The following is a 2,723-nucleotide window of genomic DNA, read 5'->3' as shown; positions in this document are numbered from 1 at the left end:
CGACGGGGAGGTGCTCCGCCGCGCGGGGTTCGAGCCCGCCGTACGGCACGAGTTCGCGGTCGAGCATCGGTGGACCCTTGGCGAACTCGCCGGGCACGTCCGCTCGACGTCCTTCCTGCCGCCGTCCGTCCTCGGGGACCGTGCCGCGGAGTTCGACGGCGACCTCATGGCCGTACTCAGTCCCTACACGGTTGACGGCCACCTGACCGAGACGGTGAGTTTCGCGTACGGCCTTGCGCGCAGGCCGGGGGTGGCTTCCGGCTGACGGCCCGGGGTACGTACCCCACTCGCCCTTGCTGCGGTGTGGCGGTTCGGGCCTCCCCTCCCTGGAGGTCCGGGAACGGGACCTTCGTCTGGCCCCGCCTCGTCGGCCGTCTGGGGCGCCCTGTCGGCTCGGAGCGGCCGTTTTGACTCCAGGCGCCCGCGCCCCCCTGGGAGAGTCGTTCAGCGCCCCGCCCAGGGGCCTTGCCGGTGCGGTGACGGCCGTTCGGGTCCAGGCGGTCAGCCAGCCCTGGGGCAGCCGTTCAGTCCTGCGGGGGCAGTTCCCCCGACCCCCGGGTGATCAGGCGGGTCGGCAGGACGATGCGTTCGGGGGCGATGCGGGTGCCTTCGAGTTGCTGGAAGAGGCGTTCCGCGGCGGTGCGGCCGATGATCGCGGCGTCCTGGGAGACGACCGTGACGCCGGGCTGGAGGAGATCGGCGAGTTCGAGGTCGTCGAAGCCGATGAGGGCGACGCGGCGGGCGTGGTCGGCGAGGACGCGGATGACGGTGACGGTGACCCGGTTGTTGCCGGCGAAGATCGCGGTGACCGGCGAGGGCCCCGACAGCATCAGCTCGGCGGCACGGCGTACCCGGTCGGGGCTGGTGACGCCGAGGGACATCCAGGAGTCCTGGACGGCTATCCCGGCGTCGTCCAGGGCGGCCCGGTAGCCGCGCAGGCGTTCCGCGGCCGTGTGGATGCGCGGCATGTCGCCGATGAACCCGATCCTGCGGTGCCCGTGCGCGAGGAGGTGGGCGACGCCTTCGCGGGCCCCGCCGAAGTTGTCGGACAGGACGCAGTCGGCGTCGATCCGCCCGGCCGGCCGGTCGACGAACACCGTCGCGACGCCCGCCTTGATCTCCGGCTCCAGGTACCGGTGGTCGTCGCCCGCCGGGATCACCACGAGCCCGTCGACCCGCCGCGCGCACAGCGCCAGCGCCAGTTCCTGCTCGCGCTCGGGGTCCTCGGCGCTGGAGCCGTTGATCAGCAGGGCGCCGTGCGACCGGGCCACTTCCTCGACGGCGCGGCTGAGGGGGCCGTAGAACGGGTCGGCGAGGTCTTCGAGGACCAGCCCGATGCTCGCCGTACGGCCCTTGCGCAGGACGCGCGCGCTGTCGTTGCGGCGGAAGCCGAGCGCCTCGATGGCCTCCTGGACGCGCCGTTCGGTCTCGGGGGTGACGCCGGGTTCGCCGTTGACGACGCGGGAGACCGTCTTGAGGCCGACACCCGCGCGCGCGGCGACGTCCTTCATCGTGGGACGGTTGCCGTAGCGGGCGGTGGTCAGGGAGGCGGCGCGTCGGGGCGTCTCTGGCACGATGCGGGGTCCTGTTCCTGTCGGCCTCGTGGATACGGCGATGTCCGGGTTTGCGGGGGTCGCGCGATCCCTGGGGTTGTATGAGGATGTGGCGTCGAGCATAGAGCCTGGACAACGTTGTCAGATGCAGAGAGACTGTCCGACGCCTTCTTCGGTCCGCGTCCCCCACCGCTGGACCGGCCTGCTCTTTTCGACGGTCGACTGGGGAGAACCGAGACTTTGATGCACACCGACCTCGTGGCCGCGCTCGACATCGGCGGCACCAAGATCGCCGGAGCACTGGTGGACGGCGACGGCGCGATCGTGGTTCGCGCGCAGCGGCCGACCCCCGCGCGTGAGGACGGCGAGACCGTCATGGGCGCCGTCGAGGCGGTGCTCGGGGAGCTGACCGCGTCGCCACTGTGGGACCGCGTCCACAGCGTCGGGATCGGCAGCGCGGGCCCCGTGGACGCCTCCGCGGGCACGGTCAGCCCGGTCAACGTGCCCGGCTGGCGCGGCTTCCCGCTCGTCGCGCGCGTGCGCGCGGTCACCGGTGAGCTGCCCGTCGAGCTGATCGGCGACGGGGTCGCCATCACCGCCGCCGAGCACTGGCAGGGCGCCGCGCGCGGGCACGACAACGCGCTCTGCATGGTCGTCTCCACGGGCGTCGGCGGGGGCCTCGTCCTGGGCGGCCGGCTCCACCCGGGGCCCACCGGGAACGCCGGGCACATCGGGCACATCTCCGTCGACCTCGACGGCGACCCGTGCCCCTGCGGTGGCCGCGGCTGCGTCGAGCGCATCGCCAGCGGGCCCAACATCGCCCGCCGCGCCCTCGACAACGGCTGGCGTCCGGGTGCCGACGGCGACGCCACGGCCGCCGCTGTCGCCGCAGCCGCCCGCGCGGGCGACCCGGCCGCCGTCGCGTCCTTCGACCGCGCCGCCCAGGCTCTCGCGGCGGGCATAGCGGCGACCGCGACGCTGGTCGAGATCGACATCGTGGTGATCGGCGGGGGCGTCGGCAAGGCCGGCGACGTCCTCTTCGGGCCCCTGCGCCGCCATCTCGCCGACTACGCGACGCTGTCCTTCGTCCAGGGGCTGACGATCGTGCCGGCCCAGATGGGGACGGACGCGGGGCTCGTGGGGGCGGCTGCGGCGGCACTCGTACGGAGG

General features: G+C 73.6%; 3 protein-coding genes. 2 read left to right on the top strand and 1 reads right to left on the bottom strand.

Going from position 1 to position 2,723, the window contains the following annotated elements:
* A partial coding sequence (locus AOK24_RS40090; RefSeq protein ID WP_420876727.1) for a hypothetical protein occupies positions 1-265 on the top strand: 265 nt, incomplete at its 5' end.
* Positions 266-524: 259 nt separating this feature from the next.
* Here AOK24_RS40090 and AOK24_RS40085 read toward each other — a convergent pair.
* Positions 525-1,574 carry a LacI family DNA-binding transcriptional regulator gene (locus AOK24_RS40085; protein WP_055724836.1) on the bottom strand — a complete coding sequence of 350 codons (1,050 nt, stop codon included), beginning with the start codon at positions 1,572-1,574 and terminating at the stop codon, positions 525-527.
* Between the two features lie 222 nt (positions 1,575-1,796).
* Here AOK24_RS40085 and AOK24_RS40080 point away from each other — a divergent pair.
* Positions 1,797-2,723 (top strand): ROK family protein (locus AOK24_RS40080; protein ID WP_055724835.1); only part of this gene is annotated, 927 nt, incomplete at its 3' end.

This window comes from Streptomyces niveiscabiei, from assembly GCF_001419795.1.
In the GTDB taxonomy this organism is placed as follows: domain Bacteria; phylum Actinomycetota; class Actinomycetes; order Streptomycetales; family Streptomycetaceae; genus Streptomyces; species Streptomyces niveiscabiei.
This window is presented reverse-complemented; position numbering and strand designations above follow the sequence as displayed.